The organism is Psychrobacter sp. ANT_H59, from assembly GCF_008369225.1.
Classification (GTDB): Bacteria; Pseudomonadota; Gammaproteobacteria; order Pseudomonadales; family Moraxellaceae; genus Psychrobacter; species Psychrobacter cryohalolentis.
The window spans coordinates 1-14,658 of the sequence record NZ_VOBE01000007.1 but is presented as its reverse complement, the minus strand read 5'-3'; the positions used below and the strand labels follow the sequence as shown (position 1 = coordinate 14,658).

Here is a 14,658-nt window from a genome sequence, read left to right as displayed (position 1 = left end):
AAAAGCGGCACGCTATTTAGCATGCTGCTTTTTTAATGTTTTAAGCTGTAGATTTGAGGCTATTAGTTCACTTTAGACAACTCTAAATCCATCTTCTTACCATCATTAATCTGGCTTACTCTTACCGGTAAGTAATCTAAGCTTGGTGCCAACCAAAAACTGGTCGAACGGCTATTGTCATCATGGATACGGTCGACACGCACCGTATCAAAGGTACCAGCAGGGACCGTTATCTTGGTATTACCAGATTTTTTAAACGGCGTTTTTTCGATTTTGTCATGTTTTGCCATGTAGTAATTGCCAGAGAATTTACCATTTAACAAGTCTTGGCGAATTTGCACTTCAAGGCTCAAATCATCAAATGCTTGCTGCGCCATATTTAACGTGGTCGATTTGCCTCTATAATTACTCACGACTTTTTTACTACGGGGATTAAAATCGAGTTTATGCGTACGACCGATACCCAGTAGTTTATAAGTGGTACTGGCTTGTGTTGGAACAACCGCATTACCGTTGATAGTAAAGGTACTATGTTGCGCAGCACTTGCGATACCGGCAACCCGTGCATCGACATTATATTTCCATGTGTTGCCTGACTTATCTAAAGCACGAGTGGCAGTACCTTTATACTTGTCTTCAATCGTAAACGTATAGTCGGCGCTCGACGGTTGAATGTCTTTTGCACTGGCAATCGTTGGTGCAGCCATACTTAAAGCGCTGATAGTCGCTATGCTCGCTCCAGTAGTCAACGCAGTTAAGAATTTAACCTTACCGTTATTCTTGTCATTATAGTCGGTTATGGATGGTTTTTTATTGGTAAATGAAAAACTCATGAACAGTCCTTAATAGATTGATATCAAATAACTTATTTAAGTCGATTGGATCTTACTGTTAATTAATATTATATTTTCAATGCTTATAATGGTCATACTCTGTTACATTTTCAAGAGGGAGAACTTACGCTGACGTTTGGCTCTTGTAGTTGATGTTACTATCTTAAGTAATGCTTGGCCTATGAGTAACTTGCTGTAAATTTAGTAAGAATAGGCGTATAGAATACTGGTCTTTTCTACTGGATTATTACTCACTTAATGCCTTTATTGCATAATACTCCCAGAGATTTAGTATTGCTTATCGACAAACACCCCTCTAATTAAGAAATTCTTGTAAATTTTTGGTCTTTACACTTGAAGCTACCTCGCTATGCCCCCACTTTTTGAAACAAGCTCAAGGCTTATCTTAATAAAAGCGTTTTTATAAGATGGCTTTTGAAGATAGGATGTTGAGACTAACAAACCAAATATATTTTTAACTTAAATAACTAAATTATTGGAGACATATTGATGAATATTCGTCCTTTACATGATCGTATTGTTGTCCGCCGCATAGAAGAAGAAACAAAAACGGCTGGTGGTATCTTGCTTCCTGGTTCTGCTCAAGAAAAGCCTTCACAAGGTGAAGTGCTAGCAACTGGTAACGGTCAGATTCGTGACAACGGTGAAACTCGCGCGTTAGATGTAAAAGCTGGCGACAAAGTCTTGTTCGGTCAATATGCTGGTCAAACTGTCAAGGTTGACGGCGAAGAACTATTGATTATGAAAGAATCTGATGTATTGGGTGTGCTAGAAGGCTAGTCCCTTTTGAGTATTATTATACTCAGCGCATTTTGACAATATCATTGAAACATTTAATTGCATTCTCATACTTATAATAGTGGAGTAATTTAACATGGCAAAAGACGTAAAATTCGGCATTGATGCCCGTAAACAAATGATGGACGGCGTAAACGTTCTAGCAAACGCAGTACGAGTAACACTAGGCCCTAAAGGTCGTAACGTGGTTATCGATAAGTCGTTTGGCGCGCCTACCATCACTAAAGATGGTGTTTCAGTTGCTAAAGAAATCGAGCTTGAAAACAAATTTGAAAATATGGGCGCTCAATTGGTTCGTGAAGTCGCTAGCCGCACCAACGATGTTGCTGGTGATGGTACGACTACTGCGACGGTATTGGCTCAGTCAATCTTGCAAGAAGGCATGAAATCAGTGGCCGCTGGCATGAACCCAATGGATCTAAAACGCGGTATCGATAAAGCGGTACGTGCGGCTGTTGAGCAAATTCATTTGCTATCTACTCCAGCTGATGATTCAAAAGCGATTGCCCAAGTTGGTTCTATCTCTGCTAACTCAGACACCAAAATCGGTGAACTGATTGCACAAGCGATGGAAAAAGTCGGTAAGCAAGGTGTTATCACTGTTGAAGAAGGTTCAAGCTTTGAAGATACCTTGGAAGTTGTAGAAGGTATGCAGTTTGACCGTGGTTATATCAGTCCGTATTTTGCTAATAAGCAAGACAGCTTAACTGCTGAGTTTGAAAACCCATACATCTTGCTTGTTGATAAAAAAATCAGCAACATCCGTGAAATCGTGCCATTACTTGAGCAAGTCATGCAGCAAAGCAAACCATTGCTAATCATTGCTGAAGATGTAGAAAACGAAGCATTGGCTACCTTAGTTGTGAACAATATGCGTGGCGGTTTAAAAACTTGTGCAGTAAAAGCACCAGGTTTCGGCGATCGTCGTAAAGCTATGTTAGAAGATATCGCAACCTTAACTGGCGGTACGGTTATCTCTGAAGAGATTGGTCTGAGCCTTGAAACTGCGACCCTAGAGCAACTTGGTACCGCTAAGAAAGTGACTATCGGTAAAGAAAATACGGTAATCGTTGATGGCGCTGGTAACACTGCTGATATCGAAAATCGCGTTGAATCTATTAAACGTCAAGTTGAAGAATCAACGTCTGACTATGATAAAGAGAAGCTTCAAGAGCGTATGGCTAAGCTTGCTGGCGGCGTTGCCGTTATCAAAGTTGGCGCTGCGACTGAAACTGAAATGAAAGAGAAGAAAGACCGTGTTGATGATGCGCTACATGCGACTCGTGCAGCGGTTGAAGAAGGCGTTGTCCCTGGTGGTGGTGTTGCCTTAGTTCGTGCCATGAATGCATTGTCTGAGCTACGTGGTGACAACGATGACCAAAACGCGGGTATCAATATCTTACGTCGCGCGATGGAAGCCCCATTACGTCAAATCGTGACCAACTCTGGCGAAGAGGCCTCAGTTGTGGTTAACGAAGTGAAGAGCGGTAGTGGTAACTACGGTTACAACGCAGCTTCTGGCGAATACGGCGATATGCTAGAGATGGGTATCCTTGATCCAGCGAAAGTTGCTCGTTCAGCACTAGAAAACGCCGCTTCTGTAGCAGGCCTCATGCTTACTACTGAAGTCATGATTACTGATTTGCCACAAGGTGATGATGGTATGGCTGGCATGGGTGCTGGCGGTGGAATGGGCGGTATGGGTGGAATGGGCGGTATGATGTAACTCTACTTCTACTACAAAGCGATTTCTCTTTGTCAGACGTGCTCAATGTACAATAGGTATTATTTTCGCTAGTTTTCCTCGACAAATCGCTTTTTGCTAGAAGTATGACTTTGTCATAACGTACTTGTTAAACCTAGTTCAAATAAAACCCCGATAGGCTGAGCTTATCGGGGTTTTTCATGTGTATCATAAAAGCATTAAATATTACTGATTCGCCTCATCCCGTCTAAACGTCCACGTCTTATCATCAGACGCACCTTCACAATAGTAATATCCAGCCAAATCAAATTGCTTTAGCTGTTCAGCATTGGTCAGCTTATTATCTGCCGCATATTTCACCATCAATCCACGTGCTTTTTTAGCATAGAAGCTAATCACTTTATATTGACCATTCTTTTCATCTTCAAATCTTGGCGTGATAATCTCCGTATTTAAGGCTTTCTTCTTTACCGCTTTAAAGTATTCATTAGAAGCAAGGTTAACCAAAACTTTGTCATCGCTATCAGCCATGCGCTTATTAATAATCTCAGTGATTTCTTCGCCCCAAAACTCGTATAAATTATCGCCACGCTCATTTTTAAGCTTGGTACCCATTTCAAGTCGATACGGCTGAACAAAATCCAGTGGCTTTAGTACGCCATAAAGCCCGGACAAGATACCCAAATGTTCATTAACATAAATAGCAGTATCTTTATCCATGTTATACATATCAAGTCCAGTATAAACATCGCCATCGAACAAATAACCAGCTGGTTTGGCATTGTCATCCGTAAACAGTTCGTTATCACTCCAAGCCCAATCTTGATTGCGTTTAGCATTTAGCTGCGACAAATCATCAGAGATATTCATAAGCTCTTGTAAGTCAAGCGGCTCTTTCGACTTCAGTATTTTCATCAATGCTTGCGAGTGTTTAATCAACTCAGGCTGACTGTAATAGTTATCAATATTTACTGGTACAGCGTCCGTTTCGTTCAAAGATTTGGCAGGAGAGAGTAAAAAATACATAATTATTCCTTATTATAGTGAAGTGATAAACACTCCATTAATGTTTCGAGCTTTTTCATTATACGATACCTACAGGTTTAACTTGACTTACGCGTGGCTGTTTTGTACTTTTAAGCCTCATCATGGACATATATCAACTATTATAGGCGTTGTGATAACTCGTGTAAGCCAATAGCCTAAAGGCTTCAAGCTACTTAAGACTAAATAAAATTTTTTAATATAACAATAAAAGTTATGATAATGTTATAAATAGCTAACTTTTATTTTACTTGCGGGTCATCATTAGACAATGAAAGTTGGCAGACGATATATCTATAATAAAACGGCATGATGGCAAACGAGCTATCATTTATTAAATTGATAATCTTTGGTCTTAAATATTAAGCTAACCCTGACCAAAGATTTTTTTGTCCCCTGTGCTTTTTAGAGGTGCGTTAGGGTATTAAAAGTAGTCATTAGACGTAAGGAGACGGTATGAAAATTGGTGTTATTAGTGCAGAGAGCGCAAGTGAGAGTCGGGTGGCATTAACCCCAGACGCGGTAAAAAAGTTACGCAAACTTGGGTTTGAGGTTGTCATCCAGTCAGGTGCAGGTCAAGCGTCTTATTATGCGGATGAATTATATCAGGCTGCGGGTGCTGATATCGCCAATAGTAGCATTGACGTCGTCACACAGTCTCAGATTATCACTACCGTCAATGATTTGCCGACGTCAACGACTGCTAGTTTAACGTCTGGTCAAATCGTCATCGGCATGCTTGATCCCTATCGCAATACCCAACTGGATACTTATGCTGCCAAAGGGGCTACCGCCTTTGCCATGGAGCTATTGCCACGCACCTTATCACGCGCACAGAATATGGACGTCTTGTCTTCACAAGCCAACCTTGCCGGTTACAAAGCGGTTTTGCTCGCTGCCAATGAATATTCGCGTCCTTTCCCGATGTTTATGACCTCAGCTGGTACGGTTAAGCCTGCCAAAGTCGTTATTCTAGGTGTTGGGGTTGCGGGTTTACAAGCGATTGCGACAGCGAAGCGTTTAGGCGCTGTCGTTGAAGCCAGTGATTTACGTCCGACCGCTCGCGAGCAAGTGGAGTCATTAGGTGGTAAATGGCTTGATGTCCCGATGAGTGCGGAGGAGGCTGAGACAGCTAAATCTACAGGCGGCTATGCGTGGACGCCATCTGAGCAATATATCAAAGACCAAGCTGCTATTGTTGATAAAGCCTTGAGCAATGCTGACATCGTCATTACGACTGCACAGATTCCGGGTCGCCAAGCGCCGCGTTTGGTACACCAATCAACCATTGCTAAGATGAAAGCTGGTTCGGTGTTGATCGATATGGCGGCTGGCACTGGCGGAAACGTTGAAGGCAGTGTCCCTGATGAAACGATTACGACGTCAAATGGCGTGCGTATTGTCGGTGCAGCTAATATTCCCTCACAGTTAGCAGCACAATCTTCAGACTTATATGCCAATAACCTCGTTAATTTTATCACCACTCTAATTGCGCCTGCCGCTACAGATGACGCTACAGCAAACACAATGGCACTCAACTTAGACATGGAAGATGAGATTCAAGGCGCATTAGCGGTAACGCATGACAATCAAGTACGTCTTGCTAAACGCTAAGTGCTAAATTTCAGGTCTTGATACTTTCATTATCGTACATTTGCCAGACACGAAACAATTTTAGGAGGATAAGATGATTGCCACTATTTTAGCGGCAGCGCCAGCCGGTGCGGCCATGAGTAGCACGCCATTCGTAGCGATTTTTACCGTATTTGTACTGGCTATCTTTGTCGGATACTACGTTGTTTGGGGTGTAACCCCTGCACTGCATACGCCTTTAATGGCTGTAACCAATGCTTTATCAAGTATTGTTATTGTCGGTGCAATGCTACAGACCGTCACTATCGATGGTTCGATATTTACACCGACCAGTTTACTTGGGGCTTTTGCGGTATTTTTAGCCAGTATCAATATTTTTGGTGGTTTCGCCGTGACTGAGCGTATGCTGTCGATGTTTAAGCCAAAAGTAAAAAAAGCAGTAGTAACAACGGATACTGGGGGTGACGCATGAGTGACTTATCAAATATGATTGCGGCTAATGCGGACTGGTTTTATCTAGTCGGTGCCATTCTTTTTGTTCTGACGTTACGGGGTTTATCTAGCCCAAAAACGGCTATTCGTGGTAATCGATTGGGTATGGTTGCCATGGCGATTGCCGTTGTAACAACGTTCTTCCTAGCAGAAGGTCCAGTGCTTTGGTTAATCATCGGTGCGATGGTATTGGGTGCTATCGTCGGTATGTGGAAAGCAAAGACGGTCGCGATGACCCAAATGCCAGAAACCGTGGCTTTGATGCATTCGTTTGTCGGTTTGGCAGCGGTGGCGATTGCATTAGCAACGGTACTGCATACTGAACAACAGCATGGCGCGGTTGCTCGTGTTGAATTGTTTATCGGTTGTTTCATCGGTGCGATTACTTTCTCAGCATCTGTCTTTGCCTTTGGTAAATTGGCAGCTAAGAGCTGGGCTAAGACCTTAGTTGGTAGTTGGGTAAAACTAGTACAAGCGGCACTTTTCATGGCGATGATTGCGTTCGGTGGTGTGTACTTTGTCACTGATTCATTACCCGCCTTCTATGCGATGGCAGTGATTGCAGTGATTTTTGGTTGGATGTGGATTGCCCCAATCGGTGGTGGCGATATGCCAGTGGTCGTGTCGCTATTGAACTCATTTTCAGGGTGGGCAGCAGCAGGTATTGGTTTTACTCTTGGCAACTCGATGTTGATTATCGCAGGTTCATTAGTTGGTTCATCAGGTGCGATTCTATCTTACATCATGTGTAAAGCCATGAACCGCTCATTGCTTAATGTCTTGTTTGGCGGTATGGGTACATCAGCAGTCGCAGCTGGCAGCGATGATGGCGCGCCAAAGAATTACAAAGCAGGATCAGCAGAAGATGCAGGCTTCCTTATGGCAAATGCTAGTAGTGTGGTGATTGTCCCAGGTTATGGCATGGCACAAGGTCGTGCACAAAACGCTGTAAAAGAATTGTATGAGCTGTTAAAAGAAGAAGGCGTTAATGTTCGTTTTGCCATTCATCCAGTTGCAGGTCGTATGCCAGGACATATGAACGTCCTATTGGCAGAAGCCGATGTCCCTTATGATGATATTTTAGAGATGGATGAGATTAACTCGGACTTCGCCAGTACTGATGTGGTATTAGTCATCGGTGCCAATGATGTGGTAAACCCATCTGCGAAAGATGATCCGACATCACCAATCTTTGGTATGCCAATTCTAGAAGTGACCAAAGCGCAAACGGTGATGGTTATTAAGCGTTCTATGAGTACAGGTTATGCTGGTCTAGATAACAGCTTGTTCTATATGGACAAAACCATGATGATCTTTGGTGATGCCAAGAAAATGGTTGAAGAGATGGTACGTAGTATCAATGGCGCAGGTCATTAATCTTTAAAATAGGTCTGACATATCATTTTTTAAACAGAAGCTTTCACATAAAAAAGTCACTGAGGTGGCTTTTTTTGCGTTAGAGTATTGCCCATCTAAAGCTATCTACAATGTATTTTCTCATTATCAATATTATAAAATAAGAAGGTTTCTTATGAATATGCTGCTGCGTTTCTTTATTATGGTAAGCCTACTCAAACAACAACTTAAGCAGCAATCGACAAGCAATCACCTGAGTATTGAGACATTGACAGCACCAACTGTGCGTCAGTATCGGGTATTACCACATGACATGGGTTTTCGCGATCATCTGCCTAATTATCGCTATCTGTCTTTTATTGAGCTAAATATCACCAAATGGCTGATGAACTGCTGTCATCAAAAAGGGATTAAAAATCTCGGCTGGATTATCGCTATGCAGGAGATGGTCTATCTTAAACAAATTAAGTTTCTAGATAAGATAACAGTCAATAGTATGCTTGTCGGTTGGGATAAAAAATATGTCTATTTTGAGCATCGATTTTTTGTTAAAAACCAGCTGATGGCAGTGGGTATGACCAAGTTTGTTTTAACCAATAAGCAAGGTAAGTGCGCAACTGAGGTGCTAGATATGACGGGTAAGCAGCTGACAGAAGTTATTGAGTCATGGAATCAGCATCAAGTGGCGATTAAAGCTGCTCAATCTACTGAGTTGACTAAATCAACAAAGGCTGCGTAACCAACTTGCCTATAATCCTATGATGAATTTTGGTAGGATAGCGCATATATATTTTATAATGCTATTTTATAAAAATAATTGAAAACATAAGGAGCTACTATGACCCCGCAGAAGTTAAAATGGACAGACAGCTTAGATATCGCTATTGAGCTTTATGAAAAATTCCCAGAGACCGATCCGCAGTATATTCGCTTTACGGATTTGCATCGCTGGGTGACTGAGCTTGAAGGCTTTGACGATGATCCGCAACGCTCCAATGAAGGTATCTTAGAAGCGATTCAGATGAATTGGATCGACGAAGCTGACTAGATTGACCTTTTTACTATTTTTTAATAATTAGCATAGCATTAATAACAAACATAGCTTTAATAAACATAATCTCAAATGAAAACAGGACATATTGTCTCATGACTGCACCAATCCAAGAACTAACCGACGTACAAACTTGCACAGGCATCAGCGTACGCACCACCAACACCGATGAAATCAGCCATGAAACGGCAAAGTTAGGCAAGCTATGGCAAAGTTTTTACAAAAATCACGTGAGCCAACTTGAAAAGGGTCAGGATATCTATGGTATCTATCATAACTATGAGAGTGATGATGTAGGCGCTTTTGATGTGGTTGCGAGTTGGAAGGTGGAAAGTCAGCAAAAACAGTCAGACAATGACGATACGACCAATACTGTCAAAGCTACTAAGAATAAAAATGCAAGCAACCTAACAACGGTCACTATTCCTGCAGGAAAATACATGGTGTTTTCTGAATACGGTAACATGCCTAATACCGTGATGAATGCATGGGAAAAAGCGTGGACGTATTTCAATGATCCAAGCTGTGAGCATACTCGAACTTATAACGTTGACTTTGAGCGTTACGTTGAGGGTAAGTTAGAATATGGTCAAGTCGAGCTGTATATTGGTATTGAGTAAGTAATTAATATCTATAATAAAAAAGCGCCATCTGTATGAGATGGCGCTTTTTTTACTAGTGCTTATTAATCTAATAGTAAATTCTCTAAAATCCCTTCATAAATCTGCGCCAATTTCCCTAAGTCATCTACTTCAACTTTTTCATCAACCTGATGAATAGTGGCATTACGCACGCCAAGTTCGACCACTTGCGCACCGGTTGGTGCAATAAAGCGTCCATCTGATGTGCCGCCAGAAGTTGATAATGTCGTATCGGTTCCAGTCACAGATTTAATCGCTTGCTGGCATGCTGAGACCAATTTACCTTCAGGCGTCAAAAAAGGCTGACCAGATAATTTCCAATGAATATCATAAGCTGCTTTGCTATCAGCGAAATATTTATCAAAGATAGCGTGGGTTTTTGCTTTTAGTTCATCTTCAGACGTTTCTGTCGAAAAGCGGAAGTTAAATACAGCTTCTAAGGTTTCAGGAATGACATTGGTCGCGCCCGTTCCACTATTGATATTAGATATTTGTAGTGAAGTCGCAGGGAAGTAATCATTGCCATTATCCCAAGTAGCATTGGTCAGTTCTGCGAGTGCCGACATAGCCGCATGAATGGGATTTGAGGCAAGGTGCGGGTAGGCAACGTGACCTTGTTTACCAGTGACAGTGAGCACTGCGCCGAGTGAGCCACGACGACCATTCTTAATGATATCGCCAAGTGTATCCGTGCTTGATGGTTCACCTACTAAGCAGTACGTAATTTTCTCATTACGTGCTTCTAGCGTTTCTACTACCTTGACTGTGCCGTTAATAGACGGACCTTCTTCATCTGAGGTGATTAAAAAAGCAATAGAGCCATTGTGCTCTGGATAATTAGCGACAAAACGCTCGGCGGCAACGGTAAAAGCAGCAATACCGGTTTTCATATCCGCAGCACCGCGTGCCCATAAATAGCCATCTGCAATGGTTGGCGTAAATGGCGGATAAGTCCAGTTTGTTTCATCGCCTGTTGGGACGACGTCAGTATGACCGGCAAAGCAAATGACTGGATTGGTATTACCGCGGCGCGCCCATAAGTTTTTAACCTCAGCGTGTTCGCCTTTTGCTTGTCTATCACCGTAATACATAAACTCGCAGTCGAAGCCTGCTTGCGTTAGCCGCTCAGACAAAATATCTTGGCAGCCATCATCATCTGGGGTGACAGAAGGACGTTCAAGTAGGGCGATGCTTAAGTCCAAGGTTGCTTGTTGATGAGTTGCTTGCGTCTGAGACTGAGTATTTCGGTTTTTATCAAAATCTGACATGGGAAGCCTTTTTTATTATAGAGGGATAGATAGTATGGTTAGATGTAACTGGTAAGAGAGTCTTTATGAATATTACAGTACTTAAATAACGTCTTCAATAAAAGGTACTAAGCCATCACGGCGCATCCAAGTCGCGATAGAATAACGCTGACGATGGGCGATTTGCACTTGATGCCGTAAGTCACTATCGAATATTACAAGCCTATTAGCGACAGGCATTACATTATGATGGACACCATGTTTATCAACGATTTCTAGCGCGCCGCCGTCATTCGCTGTCCAATCATCATTAAGATAAAACACTGCCGAGATAACGCGTTCATTACGTCCAGCCGGATTATCACTATGCCATAGATAGCCAAAACCTACTGGATAACAAGCATAATGCGCCTCGCTATGGCGAATACCAGCGAACAAGCTTTGATTGAATAAGTTGGCAAGCGCATTGATACTGTGTAGATAATAAAATCCTGCAAAAAAGTCTTTGGTAATCCAGCGTATTTTATCACCGCGAATATCACTGATACGAATACCGGCAGTCAACTGGGCGTCACGATAGTCAATAAAGCCACTTTCCGCTTGCAGTGCTAATAAGGCTTTTCGTTCAAAGACATTGTCAATAATGAGCCAACCATCATCAACAAACGTATCCAACTGTTTATCTGTCAGCTTGTGTTCCCAATTAACCGCAAAATCAGAGGATTGTAATAAATATTGGGTCGGCAGCGCCTGATTATTATAGTTAGTAGAATGTAAAGATGACAGTGGCGGATTCTCCTTATCTATTGGATTATCAACCACCAACGTTGTCACATCAAGATTGCTAATAATCTTCGTCATTTTGTCTCACTATCGTCCATTATCTGTCATTACACCGTCAATCTATACTTTTACCCGTCCAATCTATGCCTTTTTACCAAAACCATCGTTATCTTTTAGCCATCCTATGCTACCATAGATGCAATTTTTCTTATTTAAACTTTTGAACTTATGAATTATAAACACGCCTATCATGCTGGTAACTTTGCCGATGTTGTTAAACACATTCTATTGGTACAACTACTGAACCAAATGGGGCAAAAAAACAAACCTTTTTATGTGCTTGATGCTTATGGCGGTCGTGGACTGTATTCGCTCGGCAGTGAAGAGGCGCGCAAGACTGGTGAAGCCAAAGGCGGTATCCAAGCTTTGGTAAAAGCCGATGTCGAAAAAGCACCAGCTGCCATCAAAGACTATATGGAAGGCATTAAGCAAGCCCGTTTTACCTATGACAAAAAAGTCTATCCGGGTTCGCCATGGTGGATTGCCCATCATGTTGAAAAAAATCCAGATGCTGGCGTGCGCGGTGAAGCGTTTGAAGCCAAAGCCAGTGAATATGATGCACTGAACTATCAGCTACATAAATTGCCAATCGGTATTCATCATCGCAATGCTTTTGAAGGTATCGCTGCCGTGATTCCGCCAAAAGAAAAGCGTGGCTTGATATTTTTAGATCCTCCTTACGAGCAGGAGCATAAAGACTTCACGCGTCTAATCGATTTGTTGGTGCATTCTTATAACAAATGGCCACAAGGCACTTATGCATTATGGTTCCCAATCAAGAACATCGACGCGGTTGAGCTGTTCTATAAAAAACTCAAACGTACCGAGATGAGACGTCAGCTGGTTTGTGAGCTAAATATCTATCCTAAAGATATCGCTGTCGGTCTAAACGGTACAGGGCTACTTGTGATCAATCCGCCATGGCAGTTTGATAACCAAGCGCGTGAGATATTGCGTTTCTTACAGCCTGTATTAAAAGTTGCTGATGCACCAGATTTAACACCTGATAGTGCAACCACCGTCCGCTGGTTGGTTGGCGAATAAGGATATTGTTATGACGACTGATCAATCATCACGTAGCCTTGAAAAAAACAATCTTGCAAAGGGTAGTCTGGTCACTGATAAAGTGATGAATGACGGTTTGATCAAAGAGCCCTTATTACAAGATAGCGCTGCCACTCAACCGCCTTTTGTGGATGAGCATGATTTCGATATTCGCTTGGCGGATAATGAGAACTATGATGGGCTGACGTTCGAGGTGATTGAAGCAGAAGTCGCTGAAGGTAAGCGGGTAGTCAGTCGCGGTGTTTATTTAGCGCCCAACTTGATCACCACTTTATCGCTGCTGTCAGGCTTTTATTCTATTTTAGCCAGTACCCAAGGTGAGTTTTATAAAGCCTCTTTAGCGATTTTCTTATCGGCTATTTTGGATGGCGCAGATGGTCGGGTAGCACGTATGCTAAATGCGCAAAGCCCCTTTGGTGAGCAGTACGATTCGCTTGCCGATATGTTAGCCTTCGGTGTTGCACCGGCAATCTTAATTTATAGCTTTGCTTTGCAGCCATTAGGTCGTATTGGGCTTGGCTGTGCGTTTGTCTTTACTGCCTGTGCCGCCTTCCGTCTAGCGCGTTTTAACGTTCAGATTGGTGAGGTCGATAAAAAATATTTTGTTGGTTTGGCCAGTCCGCTTGCCGCTATTTTGGTCACAGCGGCTGTTATGGTTGCCGTTGATCACAATCAATGGATCGGACAATACGATACGCTTGTGATGTTTTTATTTGCTGCTTGGGTCGTTATTTGCGGTTTGCTGATGGTTAGCAACGTCAAATACTATAGCTTTAAAGAGTTTGATAAGAAGAAAGTCCCTTTCGTGGTGCTTATCGTTGGTGTATTGGTCATGAGTATCGTGTTATATGATATTCCAGTCGGCATTTTAGCGATTGGTGTTATTTATGCCTTGTCAGGTATTGTTAGCACCTTACAAGCCAAAGCGACAAGTTAATACTATAGCTTTTTATAGTGAATATAAACTTAAGACACGCAAACAAAAACCGCTTATTTTTTAATAGGCGGTTTTTATTTGCGTGCTAGTTTTTGATTCTATTGGGCACTGAAATATAGCTCTGATAGAGATAAGCACAACAATGGAAAAGTTAAAATAAAACACTACAAATATCTATTGATTGGGTTTAATATTAAAGCCTTATACAATGCTATTGTATGCAATCTATATAAAGTTTATACGATGAGCCTTCCTATAACGCCATTTGATAACTAAGCCGAGATTATTATGCTGAACTTACCTATTTTTAATCGCCTATTACGTGTTTCAAGGACCTCAAACAATTTGTTGAGAGGTTTGATGGCAAGCGCTTTATTTTCATTGTCACTTATTTCAGTCTCTACACATGCCACTACTAGTAATTCAGTAAGTACAATATCTCGCGCTGAAGCTGCCAATCCAGCTAATTTTAAGCATTTAAACATCAATGGTAATGCAGTAACTTCCGCATCAGCACCATGCTCTATTAAAAAAGGGCTGATTGCTTGTGGTCTTGAAAAGCTTAAGCTAATCAATAGTAGTATTAACGAGATAGATGCGGATTATGATTTGGCACAAGCTTTTTACTATCCATTAAAATCGCAGCCTAAGACAGCGGTTGTTGTCATTACCCGTTCTGGTCTCATGGATGATAGTGTGAGTGCAGAAAGTTACCGTATTAGTTTTACCTTAAAAGGCAAGCCGTCTGATTTAAATTGGCAATGGGTACAGTATGGGGTGCAATATCAATGTGTTCGCGGTAATAAAGTAGGGAAATGGACGAAAAGTCTTTGTCCTTAATGGAATCTTGCATTGAATGCCAAGCCTAGTGTTTTCAACCAAATAAAAATAAACCTTAATAATCTCTTGACCCTCTACTAAAACAGCGTATACTGCCACCCAGTCGGAGAGGAAGGCGGATTGAGAGTGGTTTATCGCTTAGAGAGTTTAGCCAACCAAAAAAATTACTTTTAAGTTAACTCAAATTAAAAT

Annotated in this window: 15 protein-coding genes; 11 read left to right on the top strand and 4 right to left on the bottom strand. The window is 41.8% G+C overall.

What is annotated here, in order from left to right:
• Positions 1 to 62: 62 nt before the first annotated feature.
• Positions 63 to 833, bottom strand: a complete 771-nt coding sequence (locus FQ083_RS10980; RefSeq protein WP_149409884.1) for a DUF3108 domain-containing protein — start codon at positions 831 to 833, stop codon at positions 63 to 65.
• Between the two features lie 507 nt (positions 834 to 1,340).
• Between FQ083_RS10980 and FQ083_RS10975 the strand changes: the two genes are divergently transcribed.
• Entirely contained in the window at positions 1,341 to 1,634 is a 294-nt protein-coding gene (locus FQ083_RS10975; RefSeq protein WP_025652227.1) for a co-chaperone GroES, read from the top strand.
• 94 nt (positions 1,635 to 1,728) lie between these two features.
• Positions 1,729 to 3,378: a chaperonin GroEL gene (gene groL, locus FQ083_RS10970; RefSeq protein WP_149409883.1), complete on the top strand. Its 1,650-nt coding sequence runs from the start codon at positions 1,729 to 1,731 to the stop codon at positions 3,376 to 3,378.
• A gap of 204 nt (positions 3,379 to 3,582) precedes the next feature.
• On the opposite strand, the gene yaaA is transcribed toward groL, so the two are convergent.
• Positions 3,583 to 4,383, bottom strand: coding sequence for a peroxide stress protein YaaA (gene yaaA, locus FQ083_RS10965; RefSeq protein ID WP_149409882.1), 801 nt, complete (start codon positions 4,381 to 4,383; stop codon positions 3,583 to 3,585).
• 474 nt (positions 4,384 to 4,857) lie between these two features.
• Between yaaA and FQ083_RS10960 the strand changes: the two genes are divergently transcribed.
• The 6 genes from FQ083_RS10960 (at position 4,858) to FQ083_RS10935 (ending at position 9,513) form a co-directional block, all read left to right on the top strand.
• Entirely contained in the window at positions 4,858 to 6,015 is a 1,158-nt protein-coding gene (locus FQ083_RS10960; protein ID WP_149409881.1) for a Re/Si-specific NAD(P)(+) transhydrogenase subunit alpha, read from the top strand.
• Positions 6,016 to 6,130: 115 nt separating this feature from the next.
• Entirely contained in the window at positions 6,131 to 6,466 is a 336-nt protein-coding gene (locus FQ083_RS10955) for a proton-translocating transhydrogenase family protein (protein WP_198010341.1), read from the top strand.
• A complete protein-coding gene (locus FQ083_RS10950) occupies positions 6,463 to 7,863 on the top strand; it encodes an NAD(P)(+) transhydrogenase (Re/Si-specific) subunit beta (protein ID WP_149409880.1) in 1,401 nt (466 codons plus the stop codon). The genes FQ083_RS10955 and FQ083_RS10950 overlap by 4 nt, the downstream gene beginning before the upstream one ends.
• Positions 7,864 to 8,017: 154 nt before the next feature.
• The gene (locus FQ083_RS10945; protein WP_149409879.1) at positions 8,018 to 8,581 is read left to right on the top strand and encodes an acyl-CoA thioesterase; all 564 of its coding nucleotides are present in this window, start codon (positions 8,018 to 8,020) and stop codon (positions 8,579 to 8,581) included.
• A 99-nt stretch (positions 8,582 to 8,680) separates the two neighbouring features.
• Positions 8,681 to 8,890, top strand: a complete 210-nt coding sequence (gene iscX / locus FQ083_RS10940) for a Fe-S cluster assembly protein IscX (RefSeq protein ID WP_011279849.1) — start codon at positions 8,681 to 8,683, stop codon at positions 8,888 to 8,890.
• A 98-nt stretch (positions 8,891 to 8,988) separates the two neighbouring features.
• Complete coding sequence (locus tag FQ083_RS10935; RefSeq protein ID WP_149409878.1) at positions 8,989 to 9,513, top strand: GyrI-like domain-containing protein; 525 nt, start codon at positions 8,989 to 8,991, stop codon at positions 9,511 to 9,513.
• Positions 9,514 to 9,578: 65 nt separating this feature from the next.
• On the opposite strand, the gene dapE is transcribed toward FQ083_RS10935, so the two are convergent.
• Together dapE and FQ083_RS10925 are read right to left on the bottom strand one after the other, a co-directional pair.
• Positions 9,579 to 10,802 carry a succinyl-diaminopimelate desuccinylase gene (gene dapE, locus FQ083_RS10930; protein WP_149409877.1) on the bottom strand — a complete coding sequence of 408 codons (1,224 nt, stop codon included), beginning with the start codon at positions 10,800 to 10,802 and terminating at the stop codon, positions 9,579 to 9,581.
• 81 nt (positions 10,803 to 10,883) lie between these two features.
• Positions 10,884 to 11,642 carry a 2OG-Fe(II) oxygenase gene (locus FQ083_RS10925; RefSeq protein ID WP_149409876.1) on the bottom strand — a complete coding sequence of 253 codons (759 nt, stop codon included), beginning with the start codon at positions 11,640 to 11,642 and terminating at the stop codon, positions 10,884 to 10,886.
• A gap of 150 nt (positions 11,643 to 11,792) precedes the next feature.
• Between FQ083_RS10925 and FQ083_RS10920 the strand changes: the two genes are divergently transcribed.
• The 3 genes from FQ083_RS10920 (at position 11,793) to FQ083_RS10910 (ending at position 14,466) form a co-directional block, all read left to right on the top strand.
• Positions 11,793 to 12,668: a 23S rRNA (adenine(2030)-N(6))-methyltransferase RlmJ gene (locus FQ083_RS10920; protein WP_011512902.1), complete on the top strand. Its 876-nt coding sequence runs from the start codon at positions 11,793 to 11,795 to the stop codon at positions 12,666 to 12,668.
• A 10-nt stretch (positions 12,669 to 12,678) separates the two neighbouring features.
• A complete protein-coding gene (pssA, locus tag FQ083_RS10915) occupies positions 12,679 to 13,626 on the top strand; it encodes a CDP-diacylglycerol--serine O-phosphatidyltransferase (RefSeq protein WP_011512903.1) in 948 nt (315 codons plus the stop codon).
• A 360-nt stretch (positions 13,627 to 13,986) separates the two neighbouring features.
• A complete protein-coding gene (locus FQ083_RS10910; RefSeq protein ID WP_149409875.1) occupies positions 13,987 to 14,466 on the top strand; it encodes a hypothetical protein in 480 nt (159 codons plus the stop codon).
• Positions 14,467 to 14,658: the final 192 nt, after the last annotated feature.

What these genes read in the sequence shown, in the direction of transcription:
- FQ083_RS10980 (WP_149409884.1), bottom strand. Translation starts at nt 833, where the DNA reads ATGAGTTTTTCATTTACCAATAAAAAACCATCCATAACCGACTATAAT.
- groL (WP_149409883.1), top strand. Translation starts at nt 1,729, where the DNA reads ATGGCAAAAGACGTAAAATTCGGCATTGATGCCCGTAAACAAATGATG.
- yaaA (WP_149409882.1), bottom strand. Translation starts at nt 4,383, where the DNA reads ATGTATTTTTTACTCTCTCCTGCCAAATCTTTGAACGAAACGGACGCT.
- FQ083_RS10960 (WP_149409881.1), top strand. Translation starts at nt 4,858, where the DNA reads ATGAAAATTGGTGTTATTAGTGCAGAGAGCGCAAGTGAGAGTCGGGTG.
- FQ083_RS10955 (WP_198010341.1), top strand. Translation starts at nt 6,131, where the DNA reads ATGAGTAGCACGCCATTCGTAGCGATTTTTACCGTATTTGTACTGGCT.
- FQ083_RS10950 (WP_149409880.1), top strand. Translation starts at nt 6,463, where the DNA reads ATGAGTGACTTATCAAATATGATTGCGGCTAATGCGGACTGGTTTTAT.
- FQ083_RS10945 (WP_149409879.1), top strand. Translation starts at nt 8,018, where the DNA reads ATGAATATGCTGCTGCGTTTCTTTATTATGGTAAGCCTACTCAAACAA.
- iscX (WP_011279849.1), top strand. Translation starts at nt 8,681, where the DNA reads ATGACCCCGCAGAAGTTAAAATGGACAGACAGCTTAGATATCGCTATT.
- FQ083_RS10935 (WP_149409878.1), top strand. Translation starts at nt 8,989, where the DNA reads ATGACTGCACCAATCCAAGAACTAACCGACGTACAAACTTGCACAGGC.
- dapE (WP_149409877.1), bottom strand. Translation starts at nt 10,802, where the DNA reads ATGTCAGATTTTGATAAAAACCGAAATACTCAGTCTCAGACGCAAGCA.
- FQ083_RS10925 (WP_149409876.1), bottom strand. Translation starts at nt 11,642, where the DNA reads ATGACGAAGATTATTAGCAATCTTGATGTGACAACGTTGGTGGTTGAT.
- FQ083_RS10920 (WP_011512902.1), top strand. Translation starts at nt 11,793, where the DNA reads ATGAATTATAAACACGCCTATCATGCTGGTAACTTTGCCGATGTTGTT.
- pssA (WP_011512903.1), top strand. Translation starts at nt 12,679, where the DNA reads ATGACGACTGATCAATCATCACGTAGCCTTGAAAAAAACAATCTTGCA.
- FQ083_RS10910 (WP_149409875.1), top strand. Translation starts at nt 13,987, where the DNA reads ATGGCAAGCGCTTTATTTTCATTGTCACTTATTTCAGTCTCTACACAT.